Origin of the sequence: Rhizobium sp. 16-488-2b, from assembly GCF_017741815.1 — a bacterium.
Taxonomy (GTDB): domain Bacteria; phylum Pseudomonadota; class Alphaproteobacteria; order Rhizobiales; family Rhizobiaceae; genus Rhizobium.
The window spans coordinates 15,827-34,918 of the sequence record NZ_JAGHMF010000033.1; the positions used below are offsets into that span (position 1 = coordinate 15,827).

The window sequence follows — 19,092 nt, forward strand, 5'->3', positions numbered from 1 at the left end:
CGACGCTACGGCCAAGACAATCCCCACTTTAATGTTCGAGACGCGCCCCGCTCCTGCCGCCTAGCGGCTCCCTTCTGACTGAGCAACGCCGGCCTGCAATGAAACTGGTATCGGAGGCTTGAGCTGAGGTCCCGGTAGATTGCGCCCGCGTGCCGTCCCCTCGCCTGTCTGACGAGCGGCCGTTGGTCACGCCTTCGGCGGCTGCCCTGCAGGGCGGTCCGCTAACCGTTGCGATGGGACGTTGCCGGGGGACTTGGCAACACAGCGGTGGCTCTTCCGGCCTGAAGATAGTGCTCGACAACACGTTGCCGCTTGCAACGCCGGTGGTCATCCTTTTGAGAACGAAGGAGACCACTATGAGTACAACGATGACGCTGCGAGATGGCACAGAGGAATGGGTTAGCCGGTGCTACTTTCCGACAGAAGAGCGCCTTGCTTCTCTGGGCATTGCGATAGGATGGGTCGATGAACAGGGAAACGCGATTGATAGGGTGCCTGACAGACTAAACCATCCGTATGCCGTGCTTTCGCCAGATGGCCACGTCTGGGTATCGTGCCCGCTGTTCGCGACTGGCTTTGAGGAGCTTTCCCTCAAAGATGCGTTGACATTAGGCTTTACCACGTCCGAGTACCAAGCTGGCATCAGGCACAGGCTTCTGACGTCAGAACTCCTTCAAACGGAGGAAGGACTGATGGCTGAACAGATCGCACCGCGCGACGAGGCTGAAGCAATCTGTAGAGAAGGCGTCTTCACCGACTGGGACGAACCAAGCGAAGCCCGCCGGGTTCCCTATCCATGCGAGCAGGACTTTGAAGGCTATGAAATTGTCGGCTGGGTGGATGATACGCCGCTCGATAGACTGCGGAGTGAATACCTGGTCAGAGATCTATCGAGCGATGAGGTTCGGCCAAGCGAAGTCTACCTTTGTGATGTCGGGATCGAGTCCCTTTCTATCGAAGGCGCCCTCAGACTTGGATTCAGCACGTCAGAATATCACGCTGCACTTCGAACTCGGATCCTCGAAAGGCGTCACATTCAAGATGAGGAAGATCTCTTGACTTCCGTTTACCCGCCAATCGAAGTTCGTTCTGGGCTGGATGACCACGGCAGAGACTGCTCCTACCGCCTCGGTCAGGGCGAGCTTTGGAGGCATGACGACTGGAATCGCAACGCGCCCATGCGGGCTTGGTTGCAGAGGGTTGGTCGGCCCGAGAGTGAAAAGTCAGACCGACCAACCATGTCGACGGCGTTCTAAGCGAACAGCGGCTTGCGATGCGGATTTGAAGAACGTCGTACAATGCGACGTTCCGGCACCACCGACGTGAGGATTGCGCCTTCATTCTCATCGCCTTCATCATCGATGGAAATCCACCATGGTTTGTCCTTCATCGTCATATGCCTTTGAATGAAATCCCCAGGGGAGACAATCGGCGCGTCTTCATTGATGACGTAAATTGCATCATGTCCGCTTTCGAGGTAGGAAAGGGCTTTATTTCGCAGGGTATCGAGTTCGATAAAGCCCATCCGCGACTGCTCGACGCACCGAGGCATCGACGCCTCGTCAGCTCCTGCGATAGCCGAAACTATCTGCAACGCTGACCGATCATCGATCGCATTTGCAAACTCCAAGTAGAAATCCCTGTCCAGGAGCGTTCCCAAAAATATCTCTGCGTTTTCAGGTTCGAAGGTTTTGACAACGATTTTGCGAAGAAGCAGCTCCGCAATTGGTCCTTTCGCCAAACCGGCGAGAAGCGATCGTCGGGTCCAGATTCTTGAGAGCAGTGCTTCTAAAGTCTTCGGGTACAAATCCTTGATAACCGAAGGCTCAAGCGTCGCAACAATCGACATCCACAGTTCGTCAACTAGCTTTTGACCGTATTCGTTTTGAGGGACGTCACGGCAAATCGCCGCGAGCGCTTTATCTGTCGAGAGCGGGTCCGCCTTTTGGTTCTTGACGACCAATATTTCTGGATCGGCTGTAACGACTTTACAAAACCAATGCTCGGTAGGTGCGAGGGTCCTCTCAGCCATCAGGTACCGGAATAGGAGCTTGCGGAGCGCCGAGTTCCTGCGCCGTGCAAAAGACTGGAGGAGCCTCTCCACGTTCCGCGCATAGTAATCACCGCTCGGGTTCGCCAGCCCGTCAATGAGCCCCTTTACAAACCGTCCTAACGTACCGGCGTGGACAAGACCAACCTCCTGAAAGGTGATCCTATCAATGTGATCTGCGTCATCGGTTGCGAAGAGGTCCTTGATCTTCACCGTTTCCATCAGGGGCATTACAATACGCTCGCCAGCAGCAACCGGCTGGGAAAGAAACTCATTGATGCCATCTTGGAGGAGCGTGCCGGCTTCCCATGGGAGGATAGGCACCCCGGACGCGTGCGCTGCATTGTTTCGAACTCTGAGAAGATTTTGCAGATAGGCCTTCTGGGGGTTCGTAAAAAAGGACGCTGTTGATTTGCACTGAGAGCTGACCCGGGATTGCGGGAAATTATCACTGAGATTTGACCCATGTTTCAATCATCCCTCGCGAGGTTTCAGCGGGGGCTCTGGAGTGATCGACATGGCGTTACTGAGCGTAATCCGACGCTGGCATTTTCGAGAGCATCTATCGATCCGGGAGATATGCCGCAGGAGCGGCCTGTCCCGGAACACGGTCCGCAAGTATCTGCGCCTGGACGGCGTAGAGCCGAAGTTCAAGGTCCCGGAGCGATCGAGCAAACTTGATCCATTCGCGGATCGGTTGTCAGCTTGGCTGAAGACGGAGTTCAAGAAGGGACGCAAGCAAAAGCGCACCCTGAAGCAACTCCATGCCGACCTGGTGAGTCTTGGTTATGACGGTTCCTATTGCCGTGTTGCAGCCTTTGCCCGGGAATGGAAGGCAGACCGGCAGAGGGAATTCCAGACGACAGGACGCGGCACGTTCGTGCCTTTAGCCTTTGAGCCCGGAGAAGCCTTCCAGTTCGACTGGTCGGAAGACTGGGCCATCATTGGCAATGAGCGCACCAAGCTGCAGGTCGCACATACGAAGCTGAGCTATAGCCGCGCCTTCATCGTCCGGGCCTATCTTCTGCAGACGCACGAGATGCTGTTCGATGCCCACAACCATGCATTCCGCGTGTTTGGCGGCATCCCCGGCCGCGGCATTTACGACAATATGCGCACGGCGATCGACAAGGTCGGCCGTGGCAAGGAGCGCGACGTCAATGTCCGTTTCCTGGCGATGGCCAGCCACTATGTGTTCGAGCCAGAGTTCTGCAATCCAGCTTCCGGCTGGGAGAAGGGACAGGTCGAGAAGAATGTTCAGGATGCGCGTCATCGGTTCTTCCAACCTGTTCCGCGCTTTCCATCGCTGGATGCCCTGAACGACTGGCTCGAGCAGCGCTGCAAGGAGTTCTGGGCAAAGACCCCGCACGGACAGATGCGTGGCACCATCGCCGACATCTGGGCGGAAGAAGCTTTGGCATTGATGCCTGTTACCCGGCCGTTCGATGGCTTCGTCGAGTATACGAAGCGGGTCACCCCGACCTGCCTCGTCCATCTGGAACGCAACCGCTACAGTGTGCCGGCGTCCTTCGCCAATCGACCAGTGAGCCTTCGCGTTTATCCCGATCGTATCGCCGTCGCAGCAGAGGGGCAGATCGTCTGCGAACATCGCCGTATCATCGACCGCTCTCACGATCGGCCGGGACAGACGATCTACGACTGGCGGCACTATCTGGCGGTGGTGCAGCGCAAGCCCGGCGCTCTTCGTAATGGCGCTCCATTCGTCGAGTTGCCGGACGCATTCCGAACCTTGCAGCAATATCTCCTAAAGAAGCCGGGTGGTGACCGCGAGATGGTCGACATTCTGGCGCTGGTCCTCCAGCACGACGAACAGGCCGTCCTCTCGGCTGTGGACATGGCGCTGAAGTCCGGCGTTCCAACCAAGACCCATGTACTGAACCTGCTGCATCGTCTTGTCGACGGCAAATCCTTCACGCCACCGACCATCGAAGCGCCTCAGGCCCTGACGCTCACCAACGAGCCGAAGGCCAATGTCGAGCGCTATGATGCCCTGAGAAAGACGGAGGCCCGCAATGCGTCATAACCCAGCAAGCGGCGCGATCGTTATCATGCTGCGTCAACTGAAGATGCACGGCATGGCCCACGCCGTCGGTGATCTGACCGAGCAAGGATCGCCAGCGTTCGAAGCTGCCATTCCGATCCTGTCGCAGCTTCTCAAGGCGGAAACCGCGGAGCGAGAGGTTCGATCGACTGCCTATCAGCTCAAGACCGCACGCTTTCCTGCCTACCGTGATCTGAATGGCTTCGACTTCGCCAGCAGCGAGATCAACGAGGCGCTCGCTCGCCAACTTCACCGCTGCGACTTCCTCGACGACGCCAACAACCTTGTCCTGGTTGGCGGCCCCGGCACGGGCAAGACGCACATCGCCACCGCGATCGGCGTCCAGGCGATTGAGCATCATCATAAGCGAGTGCGGTTCTTCTCGACAGTGGAATTGGTCAACGCGCTCGAACAGGAGAAGGCGCAAGGACGGTCTGGTCAGATCGCCAACCGGCTTGTTCACTCCGATCTCGTGATCCTTGATGAGCTCGGATACTTGCCGTTCAGCGCATCAGGCGGTGCTATGCTCTTCCATCTGCTGAGCAAACTCTACGAGCGCACCAGCGTCATCATCACAACAAACCTCAGCTTCAGCGAATGGGCCAGCGTCTTCGGTGACGCCAAGATGACCACCGCGTTGCTGGATCGGCTCACGCACCACTGCCACATCCTGGAAACCGGAAACGACAGCTTCCGCTTCAAAAACAGCTCGGCCCATGAGCCCAAAACGACAAAGGAGAAACGGAAGAACTTGACCACCGCGACCGACACGAACGATACCTAAAGGCGGGTCACTTCTCGGCGCAAATCCCGGGTCAGCTCTCAGTGCAAATCAACAGCCAGTCAGCGCAACAGGCAATCAAATAGCTGATATGATGGTCGTAAGGACCTTCGTGCCGGGGGCAACGTGTTGATCTCGACCTATTCGCGGGGATCATTGCTGACTGAATGATGTGGTGTGCACGCGCTTTGGGTTTGGGTCCAGAACGTATCACTCAGCCAGCGCTTATACTATTATTTATGGATGCAAGAATTGCAATGTGTGAATATCGTTTGTGCACTTTTACCAGAGCCATGGGTGCTCTTGGTGCTGACTGACCCTCTTCCATGAAGACGCGCTCCAGGTTCGAGGTCCAAAGCGCGGTGATCAGCCAGCTCGGTCATTATCCATACACATAGGGAAAACACAATGGGTTCGCAGTTCGCGAAGCAGCATGGCAGATCCTACCAAGTCCCCCGCAGTCCAATCATTCAACGCAGAAAAGGCCCGCCAGCGCTCTGCAGGGTCAGATGCTCTCGAACATGGCCTCGAAGATACCTTCCCTGCATCTGATCCGGTGTCGGCGACTCAATCGTCAGTCGCCAGCACCATTGATGGAAAAGCCGCGAATGATCGTGATGATGCTCCGCTAGTGGACGAAGCTTTAAGATCGACCGGTGAGCTTGGCGGTATTGAGCATCGCAGAGGTGTCCGCTCTCTTCGCCGAGACGCTGTGCGCCTCTCGGACCAAGCCTCCGAAGTTGCTAGCGGTGCCGTGGCGGTTGGGAAGGCTGAAGCCAGATCGATCCTGCAGGGCGTCGAAGACATAGTCAAGGAACGCCCGCTTACTTCCGTCGCTATTGTTGCTGCGGTAGCCTGGTTCTAGGGAGCGACCAGATAGAGGTCGCTGCAAATGTTCAGGCGCTATGGCGCTATCCAGTCAGTTCGCTGCGCGGGGAACGGGTCGACGCCCTAACTGTAGCAATTGATGGCGTTCGAGGAGATCGCGGTCATCTTCTCGTTGACCTTGTCTCGGGAGAGATTGCTGCTCCGGAAAAGATCGTTCGCTGGCGACCAGCGCTGGAGCTCGGTGCTCGCATCTTCGACGGTGACGTCATGATACCTTGGCCGCGAAGAAGGCGTCTCGAATCCCATCGCGCTCGACGGCTTCGGGCGCCGAATGCCAGGCAGCGGTCGCCCGATCAATTAGTTCATTTGATAGGTGAGATGGTTCGGGTCGAGGACTTTTCTGCGGGTCATCCCCTCCGGTGTGCTCTACTCAGGACTTTTTAACTGGTTCACGATATCCCCCAAACGGCTCATCAACGCTTTGATTGCGGTGAAAAAAATGATCATTGATACGTCTGGCGGCATTCCCCTTTTCAGCGACTTGGCGTTGGACGATTTCTTGGAGGAGCGCAGAGAAGGAATACGTGCAAGTATCCGCACGATGCCGTCAGAGGAAGTTTGCGGGCAGTCCGCGAACGAAAGTGTCCTAGCGCTCGTAATGCAACACAGCATCGATGTGCCCCGGCTTCGCGAAGGCGAATTCGGCATAAGAACCGAGCCAGGCACGGTGTATTTCACCGACGAGAACGAATTCGGGCAGATTGGTTCGAAGAAGGGAATGGTTCATTGGATTCATGTCCCCTTTGTCGGCGACGAAAGGCTCCTCAACGTTCGAATCCCGGAAAGAATTGACGTGTCTGGCGTTATAGACGGGATGTGCATCCGTCTCAGAATTGCAGGCAATGATCTTACCGCTGCAGACCTCAAGCCACTTATCAACGAAAAGGTTGATGCTATCCGAACGAATTTGGAAGAGATGCGGGAGGAGACCGCATCGTTCAACAAAGAACTGCACCATTTGGCATTGAATGAAATTGGACGCAGGAAAAATGAGACGTCGAAAGCAGCGCAGCTCGTCATCGATCTAGGGTATAGAACCGTCCTCGAAACACAGTTCGGAACCCAGGTTGAGGTAAATCCTACATCGCTTGCCGCTCTGGAGCCTTTTACAAAGCAATCGGAAAAGATCGACTCGATCTTGCCGAAGCCGATGGTTCAGGAAGATTACACTGAGATACTGACGGCGCTCAAGAATATGACATTGGTGATGGAGCGGAGCCCCGCGGCTTTCCACGGCATGGAAGAGGAGCACCTACGCGACATTTATTTGGTTTCCCTCAACGGCATGTATAGAGGAGCAGCGACTGGGGAGACATTCAACTACAATGGAAAAACCGACATTCTGGTTAGAGTCGGCGGAATCAACATTTTCATCGCCGAGTGCAAAATCTGGGACGGCCAAAAGAAGCATATCGAGACCATTAATCAGATTATGCGTTATCTCACATGGCGCGACGGCAAAGCATGTATCCTTGTGTTCAGCAGGAACGAACGTTTTTCAGACGTTTGCGATAAGATGGATGCAGCAACGAGAAAGCATCCGCACTTCTTATCCGGAGAGAAGGAGGACCTATCGCAGTTTCGCTATCGGTTCGCTCGACAGCGCGATCCCAGACGGGAAATTACACTCACGGTAATGGCATTCGATATCCCCACCAATCGTCCCTAGATCCAGTGAAGTGGCTGGTAACAAGTGAGCCATTTACGTCGGCTGTCGGTGGAAAACGCGAGTTACCGATCTGTAGGTTGATTTCTTCTTCTCGCGGCGTCACCATCACGGCCACTAGATCAATTTCGATGGAGCGCCGCCGTGCACAAGCAATCGTTGGAGCAGAATGATCGTGTCTCAGACTGCGGACAGTTTCGTCTCCAGCTCAGAGAAGACGCATTATTTATCGGGCCAGGCTGGCTCAGCTTCGGCGACAAGGCCCCTGTCTCGGCTAGAGATATCGATCAATCACATAATGATCGGGACCAGTTCAGACTTATCCCACGGTGCAACGTCCCTGCGTTTGGCGGCAAGGGTGCCGTCTAGCGAGTTGTACTATTTACCACGGCACAATCCGCATCAATCGTGAGCTAATTCTCGTTGACGGCAATACCTGCCGCGCCATTGCAGGATTGAAAATGGGTATGGTGACCACGCCCTACCCCGAACCAGAAACGATTGCTCTATTACGGCCCCGCTCGAAAACTAAAGGCTATTGAAGGCTATACGCTGCCGTCGATCTTACCAAACCCCGACACTGTCCTTGTACGGTCAATGTCCGACTGAAGCAGGCTGGCGCTGCGAGGAGCTGATTGACATCCAATAGGCATGACGTGAACCAAACGTGCCATTCAGGTCGCATAGCAGCGATGCAATACCTTTGGGTTGCCCGAATCGGCTCAGGCGTTTAATCACCGCCTCAGGCAAGCGGCCTGCCACTCAGTTGGCTTTTGTCGCTAGCAGCAGCATTACGGGCGCTCCCTTTCACGGGTTGAGCGCCCGTAATGTTTTGCGTTGCGTTCACGTCGCCACGTACCATCAGACTTACCTACGTTTCAGCAGGGATTCAGAGTCCTTTGGAGAAATTCAGAGGTTGCAGAACGATATCGGCGAGCGCCGACTTTCCAACTTGAAATGCCTCCTGGTACTCCGGGTCCTCCACCATTTCCTTAAAGGCCGTCCGGCGCGGATACTCGACGAGAAGCACGGCATCCCACCCTTCAGTCAGTCCCGTCGTCAAGACGTCGAGACCATCGCCACGGAATATAATCCGTGCGCGAAAACGCGCGAGGATGGGTTCTGCCATCCTAAGATACTCCAGATGCCGCTCGCGACCGCCGTTGGGGACGAACCGTAATAGATTTAGCATAACGACAGGGGCGTCGTCCTCCTCAGCTAGAAACTTTTCGAAAACGTCAGCTGAAAACGCGACCATAAGCAATCCTCTCCCTTTGGGCGTCTTTGATGAGCGCCTTCGGAAGGCTAACCTGGGAGCCCGTCAGAAACTGTCAGTAGCGATCGAGCTGACACTCGCCCGGAATGCATGTAGGTGTGGACGTCGAGAGTGCAATCCGATGGGGGAATGCCATCTGCCGTTGGCGTCGGCAACAGGCATTCGAGAGGCGGATTGCGAGCGGGGTCAGAAAACCTGTACTGGTCGCCGAGGGCGACTCCTGGCACCAGTTTCCGTTTCTCATCGAAGATGTCATCGAGCGCGGGGTTCATCATCCTCGCTCTATAGTCACGAAACGCGCACAGCCACAGCTCCACCAGTCATACCAGCACCGGCTGCGGTTAGCAGCAAGCACTCGCCGGAAGCAAAGCGCCGCTCTTTGTTGGCCAGCGAGAGCGACAGCGGGATGGTCGCCGCCGACGAATTGCCGAACTCGCCGATTGTGCGCAGCGCCGTATCCGGCGCGATCGACAAGTGGTCGCAGACAGCGTCGATGATGCGGGAATTGGCCTGATGCGGTGCGAAGCGGCCGATGTCCTGTGCCGCAAGCCCCGCCTGCTCCATCGCACGGGCCGCCGATTGCGTCATCATCCGCACGGCGTGCGCGAAGACCGCCTTGCCGTCGCGCATCGTCATGCGCAATTCGCCGATGTCGAAACCGGGCTCGAAGGGACGTGCGCTGCCACCGGCGGGGATCTGAATCAGATCGTAGTTCTGCCCCTCCTGGATAAGCTCGACACCGATCACACCGCTATCCCGCACGGCCGACGGCATCAGCAGGACCGCGCCTGCGGCATCGCCAAAGACCGCGGCCGTGCCCCGCTCCTGCATGTTGATGCGCCGGCTCAGGATGTTGGCAGCAACGACGAGCACCGGTTTGCCATGCGCCCTGACGAAACCGTCGGCGAGCACCAGTGCGTAGAGAAAGCCGGAGCAGGCGCCCGCAAGGTCGATAGCGCCCGAGGAAGACAGGCCAAGACGGAATGCCAGCAGCGGTGCCGATGGCGGCAGGAGATGATCCGGCGTCGATGTTGCAAGCAGCGTCAGCGCCACGGTCTTGCGATCGACGCCTGCCTCCTGAAGAGCCATCTCGCCTGCTTTCGCCGCAATATCCGTCAGCGTTTCTCCCGCTGCCGCCCAGCGCCGCGAGCGGATGCCGGTGCGCCGTTCGATCCAGCCGGCGTCGAGGCCCAGCTGCACCTCGAGCTCGAGATTATCGACGCGCCGCTCGGGCACGTAATGCCCGAAGCCCGCCATCCTGCTGGCAACCGTCATCGCGCCGCGCTCCTGATGAAATCGGCGGCCTCGTCGATGGCGGTGTAGGCCCTGTCCAGATCCGCCTCGGTGACGCAGTAAGGCGGCATCAGATAGATGACATTGCCGAGCGGGCGGATGAGGAGATCGCGCTGGCGGAAGAAGGCTCTGAGGCGCGGCCCGACTTCCGAGAGATAGCCCGTCGTATCGGCCGCGAGATCGAGCGCCGCAATCGTGCCCTGCTGGCGGATATTGGCGAAACGCGGATCCGAGCGAAACCGAGCCATCTTGTCGCAATGCATTGCCGCCACGGCCTCGATGCGCTTCGCGACCGGTTCGGTGCGCCAGATCTGGAGGTTGGCGACGGCGGCGGCGCAGGCGATCGGATTGGCCGTATAGGAGCTCGAATGGAAGAAGGTCCGGCGGCGATCTTCGGAGAGGTGCTCGTCGAAAATCTCGGCAGTGCACAGGGTGACCGCCAGCGGCAGGGCGCCGCCGGTGATGCCCTTCGACAGGCAGAGGATATCGGGCGCGAGACCGGTCTCATCGCAGGCGAGCAGCGATCCCGTCCGCCCCCATCCGGTCATCACCTCGTCGGCGATGAGCAGCGTGCCGTATCGCTGAGTGATGCGCCGGAACTCCGCCAAGAGATGAGCCGGATACATTTTCATGCCGCCTGCACCGAGGACCAGCGGTTCGATCAGAAGGGCTGCAACATCCCCACCGCGGCAGAACCGCTCGAGAGCATCCAGCGTCTGCTGCTCGCAGCCGGGCTCCGGAAAGGGGATCGTGTCGACATTGAAGAGCAGCGGCGCATAGGCGGCGTTGAAGACGCCGCGTTCGCCTGCGGACATCGTGCCGATCGTATCGCCGTGGTAGCCGTGCTCCATGACGACGACGCGCGAGCGCGCCGCGCCGCTATTGTGGAAGAATCCGAGCGCCATCTTCAGCGCGACTTCAACCGCTGTCGATCCGCTGTCGGAATAGAAGACATGCGCCATTTCGGGCGGCGTTAGTTCGATCAGTCCCCTCGCCAATTCTTCGGCCGGCTCGTGGGTGTATTCGGCAAAGATGATCTGGTCGTAGCGCTCTGCGGCTAGCCGTATCGCCTCGGTGATCACGGGATGGCGGTGCCCATGCGTGATCACCCACCAGGAGGAAATCGCATCGAGAACGGAGCGCCCGTCCTCGTCGATCAGATAGGCGCCCTCGGTTTTGACGATCTTCTTGAAGGCCGGATCGAGCTTGTGCTGGCTGAACGGGTGCCAGACTGGCGATGTCTTCGCAGTGCCGGTCATGCCGAAGCCTTTTCCTGAAGGAGCGAGAGATCGAAATGCTCCCTGAACGCCCGGCGCAGGTTCTCCGGCGTCAGCACATCGAGCACCGGCAGGCGGCCGAGAACCGGCACGCCGCTCATCTCGGCGATAATCGCTTGCGTGTCGGAGCGCTCCTCACCGATGAACGCAATTCCGGCGATCGGGATGCGCCGCTGGCGCAATGCCTCGACGGAAAGCAGCGTGTGATTGATCGTGCCCAGCCCGGTGCGCGCGCAGAGAATGACCGGCTGGCCCCAGCGGGCGAAGACGTCGATATAGGTGCTTTGCCGGGTCAGCGGCACGAGCAGCCCGCCCGCGCCTTCGATGACAACGGGACGGTCGGTCTCAGGAAGCCGAAGCGCATCGGGATCGATCGCTACGCCATCGATCTCGGCAGAGAGATGCGGAGAGACCGGCGTCTGCAGGCGCCAAGCTTCCGGCAGTATCCGCTCCGACGGTAGACCCGATAGCCGCCTCACGGTCTCGCTATCCGTCTCCTCATCGAGGCCCGATTGTACCGGCTTCCAGTAATAGCCATCGAGCGAGCCTGCCAGCGCCGCCGAAAAGACCGTCTTGCCGATGCCGGTATCTGTTCCGGTGACAACGAAGTACCTGCTCATGCTCTTTCCTCTTCCATCGCCTCTGCCAGCCCATCCATCATTCGTGCAATGGCGGGCCTATCGACATTGAGCGTGATCGTGATGCGAAGCCTGGCCGTGCCCGCAGGCACGGTCGGCGGGCGGATCGCCCGGATATCAAAGCCTCTCGCTTGCATCCGCTCCGCAATGCGGACGGTGCGGCTGTTGCCGCCGATGATGACAGGCAGGATCTGCGTGCCGCTTGCTGGTATGCCGAAGCGGCCGGAGAATTCGGCGTTGGCATAGTCGATCAGCGCATGCAGCCGGCTGCGCCGCTCCGGCTCGCCGGCGAGAATGCCGAGCGCATGGCGCACACAGGCCGCCTGCAGCGGAGACGGCGCCGTCGAATAGATAAAAGGACGCGCCCGATTGACGAGGAAATCGCAGAGCACGCGATTGGCGCCGACAAGTGCGCCAGCCGAACCCAACGCCTTGCCGCAGGTATGGAGAACGATGACGTTGTCGCGGCCTTCGAACCCGGCCGAATAGCCAATCCCACCTCTGCCATGCACGCCCGTTGCATGCGCCTCATCGATAACGAGAAAGCCATTGTGGCGATCGGCGATAGTCAGAAGCTCGGGGAGCGCGCTGCGGTCACCATCCATCGAATAGAGGCTTTCGACGACGATCCAGGGAAAGCCCATACCGCCAGCCGCACGCCAGGCGCGGATCGCATCCTCGACCGCATCGGGATCATTATGCGGCAAGGCAGCCATCTCGGCCTTGCCCGCCTTCATTCCTTCATGCGCGCTGGCATGGACGAGGCAATCGTAGACGATGAGATCGCCGCGCTGCGGCAAGGTTGAGAGGATCGCCAGATTGGCGGCGTAGCCGCTGCCGAAATAGAGCATCTGCTCGCAGCCGAAGAAGGCGGCGGCCTCTTCCTCGAGCGCTTCATGCTCAGCATGATTGCCACGCAGCAGGCGCGATCCACCTGCACCCGCGGGAACGCCGCGTTCGATCGCGGCGAGCAATGCGTCGCGCATCTCGGTCGACGCGGCCAGCCCCAGATAGTCGTTGGAGGTGAAGTCGGCGCCGGTTTCGCGCTTCAGCGCGCGCAACCGGCCCTTCTGGCGAAGCTGGCCGAGCGCCGCGCTGAAGCGCGCAAGCCGGTCAGCACTCACGCGGAATCTCCAGGCTGGTAGCGGTCATGCCGAGCCGGGCGAGCAGGTTCGAATCCCGATCATTGCCAGGATTGGCCGCCGTCAGCAGCGTATCGCCGATGAAGATCGAATTAGCACCGGCAAAGAAGCACAACGCCTGCATCTCGTCGCTCATCGCGGTGCGCCCCGCCGTCAAGCGCACGGAGGACGCCGGCATCATCAGTCGCGCAAGCGCGATGATGCGGATGAACTCAATCGGATCGACGGGATCGACATTGGCCATCCTGGTTCCCGGCATCGGGATCAGCAGATTGATCGGCACGCTCTCGGGCGGCTCCGGTAGGTTAGTGAGCGTGACGAGCATGTCGATGCGATCGTCAACCGTCTCGCCCATGCCGAGAATGCCGCCGCTGCAGACCTTGATGCCGGCTTCGCGCACATGCGCCAGGGTCTCCAGGCGATCGGAGAAGCTGCGGGTGGTGATGACTTCGGGATAGAAGCGCTCCGAGGTGTCGACGTTGTGATTGTAGTAATCGAGACCGGCTTCGGCGAAGGTTTCCGCCTGCTCGGACGAGAGCATCCCAAGGGTCATGCAAGTCTCGAGGCCGAGCGACTTCACGCTCTTGACCATGGCGACGATCGCCGCCTCGTCCCGCGCTTTCGGGCTGCGCCAGGCAGCGCCCATGCAATAGCGGGTGGCGCCGCTCGCCTTGGCCTTGCGTGCTTCCGACATAACGTCGTCGAGCTTCATGAGCCTGGAGGCGGCGAGACCGGAAGCATGGGCCGACTGGCTGCAATAGCCGCAATCCTCGGGACAGCCGCCGGTCTTGATATTGAGCAGTTTGCTGAGCTGAACCTCGTTCGGATCGAAGTTGGCGCGATGGATGCCATGCGACCGGTAGAGCAGGTCGTTGAAGGGCAGGTCATAGAGCTCCCGCGCCGAATCAAGCGTCCAACGGCTTTCGGCAGATCCACACTCCGCCGCCATAGTCACTTCAGTTTTCAGCATGTCGCCTTCCTTTCTATCAACCGCGAGGCAACACACAAAAATCGTTGAATTATCGATTATCTATCATTATGCTGCCTATTGAAAAGACTATCGGCTAGATCTAGCGCAATCAATCCGTTTTTTAATAGATTATCTATGGGAACTATGGCTGAAACTGTTGCTGAACGCATCGCCCGTGCAATTGGGGAGAGAATTGTTTCTGGAGAACTGGCGGCCGGAACGCCGCTTCGGCAGGACCATATCGCCGAGGAATTCGACGCCAGCCATGTGCCCGCCCGCGAGGCCTTGCAGCTGCTTCGCGCCCAGGGGCTCGCCGTCAGCCTGCCGCGCCGCGGCATGCGCGTCGCCCCCTTGGATCAGGCGTCAATTCAGGAGACAGTGGAGATCCGCGCTGCATTGGAAGCGCTGGCTCTGCGGCACGCCGCGCCGCGGCTTAATGCGGCGGCGCTTGAGCGGATCGAGCTGGCACTGGCGGCCTGCGACAACGCCGGAACCCTCGCCGAATGGGAGGGCGCCAACCGCGTCTTTCATCGCGAACTGGTGAGTGGCTGCCGCATGCCCAGACTGCTGGCGATGCTTGATGACCTGCAACTCGCCAACTCACGCATTATCTTCTCGGCGACCCGCTCAGCCGGCTGGCGGCCAGGGTCCAGCATGGCCCACCGGCAAATCGTCGACGCACTGAAAAAGCGAGATTTTCAGGCGGCAAGTGGACTATTGGATATGCATATTCGCGAACTGGAGCGAGCGAATATGTCGCGTAAATCCTGACTTTTCATCGGAAGCATCGCGAACTTAGAATGCTCCCAAATTCGTGTCGCAAAAATCGAACGCAAAAGTCCGCCTCTTAAGGGGGGTGCGACCGCGTTTTGCGCGGTGTCATTTTTGGGTACGCCCAAGAGTGACAGTAAAATGTGACGTGCGGTATATGTAACAGAAGGGTGGATTTTCGATCAAAGTGACGTTACATAATCGAAGCCATCCTAATGTTACAGAACTGCTATGGCCCGCATCGGATACGCTCGCGTCAGCACCACAGATCAGGACCTCGATATTCAGAACGAGCGCCTGAAGGCTGCTGGTTGCGAAATCATTCGCTCGGAAACCGGATCAGGAGCGTCCCGAAAGGGGCGGTCCGAGTTGGAAACCATTATGCAGTTCTTGCACGCGGGCGATGAACTTGTAGTTCTGCGGCTTGATCGGCTCGGCCGATCCACACGCGACGTTCTCAATCTCGTTCATGAGCTTGACGAAAAAGGCGCGTCACTCCGCATTCTTGAGCCCGAAGTGACGACGGCCGGAAGCATGGGTCGAATGGTCATCACCATCCTCGGCATGGTCGCCGACATGGAACTCAAGTTCATCAAAGACAGGCAACGTGCGGGCATCGACGCGGCAAAAGCGGACGGCATCTACACTGGCAGGAAGAAGAATGTTGATGACGCAGAAATCCGCAGGCGGATCGCGGCTGGCGCAACGAAAGCCGCCGTTGCTCGTGAACTGAACATTTCCAGGATGACTGTCTACCGCGCCTTGGAGGGCCAAGGTTCCCCGTCAGTCTCTATCTGATCAAGAGTTCTCTAACTGTTCTTTGAGTTGGCCAAAATCGCAGCTTCGGGCCGACTGGGCCTGATTGATAGTTTGGAGCGTGCGACTGAGTTGTACGCGAGGGATTTTGTGAGAACGCTTCTTCCATCAATAAAAAAGGATCTTTCGTGGTTCCGAGAGAAAATCGCGTTCCTGTCGGCTCCCGGCCGGTTGGCGGACTATGATCATGTAGAAATAGCGGAAGTCATCGGGACGCCGAAGGGCGGATACCCGACGAACGTCCTCACTGTGGTAGTATTCTCCGAAAACGGAAGCTTTCGCGATCTCAACGGAGCTCCAGTCTTGAGCAGCCGCATTCGGGTTAGCGGCATCAAGGACTGGTCTTTCGGAGTGGCGCGAACCTATCGCCCGCTCCATGGGATAGACGACGCTTTACAGGAGTTCGAACAGAAGGGCGAATGGAAGCTCACGGGTAAGGAGTTGAAAGTTGGCGATCTTGAGCCACACGGCCCTGTATTTGCGCCCGTCAATGGGAGCTTTGAGGTCCCGGTAAATCGGCTGATTAAGAATAATTTCTGGTCTGGGTCTCACCTGTTTCGCCTTGTCGACGCATCGAAGGAGTCCTTGAAGGCCTTCATAGACGATCCGCGTCGCCTTCAGGACCTTTCAAGCAAGATCGGGCCGTCCCTTCCAATCGAGCTATCCGGCATGTCGGACTTCCTGGGGGACATTGTCTTCCAGCTTCCTGTCCTGGCGCTTGACGCAAACATGTTCGCAACTCGCGAGGGAAGCGACGTGTCTGTGAAGGTTAGTTGGCGCGACGGAACCACCCCTCGCCCGCTTCGTGTGGCAGCGCGAACTCGTTGGGACAACCTTCTCGTCGACGCTGCCGTTAGCGACGAATTCACTGAAGAAATCACGCTACCAGTGGATAGGACGCACGATCCGGTCGAGACTGAGATTTTCGAGGCGCGAACAGGTTTGCTGCTCGCCGCTTCGGCCGAGACCATTGCGCTGCGGACGATTGCTCTTAGGCTCAATCCAATCCGAGCCGAGCCAAGACTATTTTCTTGCAAGGGTGCTTCTGGTGCCGCGATGCCAGTCCGACTTGACGTGATGGATTCCTTTCAAACCATTGTCGGCGAGGCTGAAAAAAGTGCGGAGCGCCGATGGTATCGCCGTCGAAGGGAACTCGATGAGGCGAAGCGCCTCGAGGCAACAAGAGAGTTCATTCAGTATCGTCCCGATCCGGGGTCAACCGCATCACGAGAGCGAGCGCTCAACGATATCCGGCACCTTATCACGGCGCACGGCGTCGACGGAGTGGATTTATGGGATCCATATCTGAGCGCAGATGACATTCTTCAGACGCTGTTCTGGTCACCATATGCCGGCTCGGATCTTCGGGCCATAACGGGTCGAGAGAGCCCGCCGAATCCTTGCGCCCCGCCAAAAATCAGCACGTTCGAAGCCGATCAAAGAGCCGTGCTTTCGCGGGATGGAGGCAACCTTGAGGGACTGAAGTTAGAATATCGGTGCCGCAACGGCCCAGAAGGCTGGGCATTCCATGATCGCTTCCTAATTTTCCCGAAAGCAGAATCCGGTCCTTTGGCTTGGTCACTGGGGACCTCTGTGAATTCGCTCGGCAACGCTCATCACATCCTGCAGAAGGTGGGGAATGCAGCCCTTATATCCGGTGCATTCAACGATCTGTGGGCCGCCCTAAATAGACCGCAACATCTGATCTGGAGATCCTGGTGACTACGGAGGCGCAGCAAATCATAATAGATGCCATGACTGGCTGGTCTGGCGATGACGAGATCATGCCCTCGGTCGCCCCGCTTTTGTCTCTGCAGGGACCGGATGCTGATGACCGTGCTGACGACCTGACCGAGGCCGTTATTCGGGATATCCAAGACGCCATTCGAGACAGGGCCAAGTTGGCTGGCTACATCGGATGGACGATTGCAACGCTTGGAGGCTGGCAGCGCGTAGATGATCGATATGGATTGCGCCTAACCGCAGCGCTAATTGCCGCAAGCTTCTGGAACATTGGTAATGGCTTTTGGCAGAAAGTGGAGGAATGTTATCCTGTTCATCCAGAACTGATCTATGGTCTGAAGATCCTGTCCAGAGGCGTAAAAGCCGACGTCGTCGTGCCAAGCGGCATCCCTCATTACGAGAGGGAGATCTTGCAAGGTCTCGGGGAGTCCGAAGCACGCGGTGACTGGAGGGAACTCATCCGACGAACTTCCGCTTTCCAGAACCGTCCGAAGCCACCGCTTGGTTTGATTGCAGCTGTAAATGGCTTATATCAGCTCGCGCCTGATGAATTGACTTCGATGGCAGGCCAGGTGGATAACTGGTTCGACGCTAGCGCTCTCATATCGGCGCTGCGTACCGCCGATTTCCTCACTCTCGCGAGTGGAAGCACAAACGATCATATACGGTTCGCCGCCCTGGAAGACGTGTTGCGCAACCGTCGGCAGCTCTCGGACGCTGAAACTGAAGCTCTGGCCCGCCTTTTTGACAAGATGGCCGAGTCCCCGGATGAATGGCGTGTATGGCTGACCGTTTTTAACGAGAATCCCGTAGCTTACCCTCATATCCAAATTGCCCTCGGAAAAGCGCTTGTCGGTTGTGATGAAGCCGGCCTTTTTGCTTATGTCGACAGTGTGAAGCTGAGTTGCGGTCAAGTCGACGGACGCTCCGAGATAGCAGCGTGTTTGCAAGAATTCTCAACAACTGCGGCGTCGGATCGACTGCGTCTGATAAGCCACTATGCGTGGCGCCGATGGGACGCGTGGAACTTTGCATCCTCCGCTGATGATGAAGCTCTCGCACAGGGGACATCCCAGCTAGACTATGCGGTCCTCATGTGGCTAGGGAACTTCGAGAAGAAATGTAGTCTCGAAGCGGAGATGCGGAGCACAGAAGCAAAGATAGCTCTTTTGGATAACGAATGGCACCCGGACGCCGGCGCGCTTCACAGGGAGATAAGCAGGCTGATCGCACGCTGGCGAACCTACGCACATGCGCTTTCTTACGGTGACCGCGCCGCGGGGACGGCCTTCGTCCAGTCTTCGGAAATGCCCGGACCACCTATGTCTCGTCTTCATCGGTCGAGGTATGGTTCGCCAACTGACAAGCATTCGAAATAGCCTGGCCGCGTTCCGACACTAGTTCTTCCGGCCGCCTTCAATGTGAATGCTAGACCGTCCTCAAGGGGCGACGGCGCGTTTTCTTTTAACTCCTTTCGGCGACCATCCACCGCGTAGCCATCCTCCACAAGCGGGCTGCATTTTCCTCGTCTTAGGCATAACGCGCGACGCCGAAGAAGGGCGCCGATCCGCGCTCGTCGACAACCGGAGCCTCCTGGCAATCGTCAAAATATCTGCCGGATGTCAGTACCGGAGCAATACTCCTCATTAGTGCCGTTTGAATCTTCCCCAGGTGCTGCGGCCGCTGGTCTTCCGGGGCGCGCCCCGGAAGACCAGCGGC

The 19,092-nt window shown here is 58.0% G+C and carries 17 protein-coding genes and 1 pseudogene; 10 read left to right on the forward strand and 8 right to left on the reverse strand.

Annotated features, from left to right (window positions below; genetic code table 11):
• The first annotated feature begins 356 nt into the window (after window positions 1–356).
• Complete coding sequence (locus J5286_RS23425) at window positions 357–1,256, forward strand: hypothetical protein (protein ID WP_209192086.1); 900 nt, start codon at window positions 357–359, stop codon at window positions 1,254–1,256.
• On the opposite strand, the gene J5286_RS23430 is transcribed toward J5286_RS23425, so the two are convergent.
• Window positions 1,253–2,524, reverse strand: a complete 1,272-nt coding sequence (locus tag J5286_RS23430) for a hypothetical protein (protein WP_209192087.1) — start codon at window positions 2,522–2,524, stop codon at window positions 1,253–1,255. The two genes, J5286_RS23425 and J5286_RS23430, sit on opposite strands and share 4 nt — an antisense overlap.
• Window positions 2,525–2,567: 43 nt before the next feature.
• On the opposite strand from J5286_RS23430, the gene istA reads away from it, so the two are divergent.
• From istA to J5286_RS23455, 5 genes are all read left to right on the forward strand, one after another.
• Window positions 2,568–4,094 carry an IS21 family transposase gene (gene istA / locus J5286_RS23435; protein WP_209192088.1) on the forward strand — a complete coding sequence of 509 codons (1,527 nt, stop codon included), beginning with the start codon at window positions 2,568–2,570 and terminating at the stop codon, window positions 4,092–4,094.
• On the forward strand, window positions 4,084–4,896 hold the full coding sequence (gene istB, locus J5286_RS23440) for an IS21-like element helper ATPase IstB (protein WP_209192089.1): 813 nt from the start codon (window positions 4,084–4,086) through the stop codon (window positions 4,894–4,896). The genes istA and istB overlap by 11 nt, the downstream gene beginning before the upstream one ends.
• Before the next feature lie 430 nt (window positions 4,897–5,326).
• Window positions 5,327–5,758, forward strand: coding sequence for a hypothetical protein (locus tag J5286_RS23445; RefSeq protein WP_209192090.1), 432 nt, complete (start codon window positions 5,327–5,329; stop codon window positions 5,756–5,758).
• Between the two features lie 11 nt (window positions 5,759–5,769).
• The gene (locus J5286_RS31790) at window positions 5,770–6,165 is read left to right on the forward strand and encodes an MOSC N-terminal beta barrel domain-containing protein (RefSeq protein WP_449090116.1); all 396 of its coding nucleotides are present in this window, start codon (window positions 5,770–5,772) and stop codon (window positions 6,163–6,165) included.
• Between the two features lie 55 nt (window positions 6,166–6,220).
• Window positions 6,221–7,450, forward strand: coding sequence for a hypothetical protein (locus tag J5286_RS23455; RefSeq protein ID WP_209192091.1), 1,230 nt, complete (start codon window positions 6,221–6,223; stop codon window positions 7,448–7,450).
• A gap of 886 nt (window positions 7,451–8,336) precedes the next feature.
• On the opposite strand, the gene J5286_RS23460 is transcribed toward J5286_RS23455, so the two are convergent.
• From J5286_RS23460 to bioB, 6 genes are all read right to left on the reverse strand, one after another.
• Entirely contained in the window at window positions 8,337–8,705 is a 369-nt protein-coding gene (locus J5286_RS23460; protein WP_209192092.1) for a DUF1330 domain-containing protein, read from the reverse strand.
• Window positions 8,706–9,011: 306 nt separating this feature from the next.
• A complete protein-coding gene (locus J5286_RS23465) occupies window positions 9,012–9,998 on the reverse strand; it encodes a beta-ketoacyl-ACP synthase III (RefSeq protein WP_209192093.1) in 987 nt (328 codons plus the stop codon).
• On the reverse strand, window positions 9,995–11,275 hold the full coding sequence (locus tag J5286_RS23470) for an adenosylmethionine--8-amino-7-oxononanoate transaminase (protein ID WP_209192094.1): 1,281 nt from the start codon (window positions 11,273–11,275) through the stop codon (window positions 9,995–9,997). Before J5286_RS23470 ends, J5286_RS23465 begins: the two co-directional genes overlap by 4 nt.
• Window positions 11,272–11,913: a dethiobiotin synthase gene (gene bioD, locus J5286_RS23475; protein WP_209192095.1), complete on the reverse strand. Its 642-nt coding sequence runs from the start codon at window positions 11,911–11,913 to the stop codon at window positions 11,272–11,274. Before bioD ends, J5286_RS23470 begins: the two co-directional genes overlap by 4 nt.
• On the reverse strand, window positions 11,910–13,055 hold the full coding sequence (locus tag J5286_RS23480) for an 8-amino-7-oxononanoate synthase (RefSeq protein ID WP_209192096.1): 1,146 nt from the start codon (window positions 13,053–13,055) through the stop codon (window positions 11,910–11,912). Before J5286_RS23480 ends, bioD begins: the two co-directional genes overlap by 4 nt.
• A complete protein-coding gene (bioB, locus tag J5286_RS23485) occupies window positions 13,045–14,022 on the reverse strand; it encodes a biotin synthase BioB (protein ID WP_449090080.1) in 978 nt (325 codons plus the stop codon). Before bioB ends, J5286_RS23480 begins: the two co-directional genes overlap by 11 nt.
• A gap of 165 nt (window positions 14,023–14,187) precedes the next feature.
• Between bioB and J5286_RS23490 the strand changes: the two genes are divergently transcribed.
• From J5286_RS23490 to J5286_RS23505, 4 genes are all read left to right on the forward strand, one after another.
• Window positions 14,188–14,814 carry a GntR family transcriptional regulator gene (locus tag J5286_RS23490; RefSeq protein ID WP_209192098.1) on the forward strand — a complete coding sequence of 209 codons (627 nt, stop codon included), beginning with the start codon at window positions 14,188–14,190 and terminating at the stop codon, window positions 14,812–14,814.
• Window positions 14,815–15,045: 231 nt separating this feature from the next.
• Window positions 15,046–15,612, forward strand: coding sequence for a recombinase family protein (locus tag J5286_RS23495; protein WP_209192099.1), 567 nt, complete (start codon window positions 15,046–15,048; stop codon window positions 15,610–15,612).
• Between the two features lie 108 nt (window positions 15,613–15,720).
• On the forward strand, window positions 15,721–17,352 hold the full coding sequence (locus J5286_RS23500; RefSeq protein ID WP_209192100.1) for a VPA1262 family N-terminal domain-containing protein: 1,632 nt from the start codon (window positions 15,721–15,723) through the stop codon (window positions 17,350–17,352).
• Complete coding sequence (locus J5286_RS23505; RefSeq protein WP_209192101.1) at window positions 17,349–18,752, forward strand: hypothetical protein; 1,404 nt, start codon at window positions 17,349–17,351, stop codon at window positions 18,750–18,752. Before J5286_RS23500 ends, J5286_RS23505 begins: the two co-directional genes overlap by 4 nt.
• A gap of 151 nt (window positions 18,753–18,903) precedes the next feature.
• Here the strand turns inward: J5286_RS23505 and J5286_RS23510 are convergent.
• Window positions 18,904–19,092, reverse strand: a pseudogene (locus J5286_RS23510) (SDR family NAD(P)-dependent oxidoreductase); the annotation flags it as partial.